At 65.4% G+C, this 465-nt stretch carries 1 protein-coding gene; it reads left to right on the plus strand.

What is annotated here, in order from left to right; translation table 11 throughout:
- Positions 1 to 465 (plus strand): SDR family NAD(P)-dependent oxidoreductase (locus A3714_RS11165; RefSeq protein WP_156493862.1); only part of this gene is annotated, 465 nt, incomplete at both ends.

Genomic DNA, 465 nt, shown 5'->3' on the forward strand with positions numbered 1-465 from the left:
GTCACCCGCCGTACTGAAGAAGCCCTGGCGCCCCTGGTGCAGGAGATCGAACAGGCCGGCGGCAAGGCCCGTCCGTTCGGCTGCGACGCCCGCGATGAAGACCAGATGATCGCGCTGTTCGACACCATCGAAAATGAAGTGGGGCCGGTGGAAGTGGTGGTGTTCAACATCGGCGCCAACGTGTTCTTTCCCATCCGCGAAACCACCGCCCGGGTCTATCGCAAGGTCTGGGAAATGGGGGCCTTCGCCGGCTTCCTGGCCGGTCGCGAAGCTGCCCGTGTGATGGTGCCGCGCCACAAGGGCACCATCATCTTCACCGGCGCCACCGCCTCCGTGCGGGGCGGCAAGGGGTTCTCTGCCTTCGCCGGTGCCAAGTTTGCCCTGCGTGCGTTGGCGCAAAGCATGGCCCGGGAACTGGGACCGGAAGGTATCCACGTGGTGCACCCCATCATCGATGGCGCCATC

Source organism: Alcanivorax sp. HI0007 (assembly GCF_001635525.1).
Taxonomy (GTDB): Bacteria; Pseudomonadota; Gammaproteobacteria; order Pseudomonadales; family Alcanivoracaceae; genus Alcanivorax.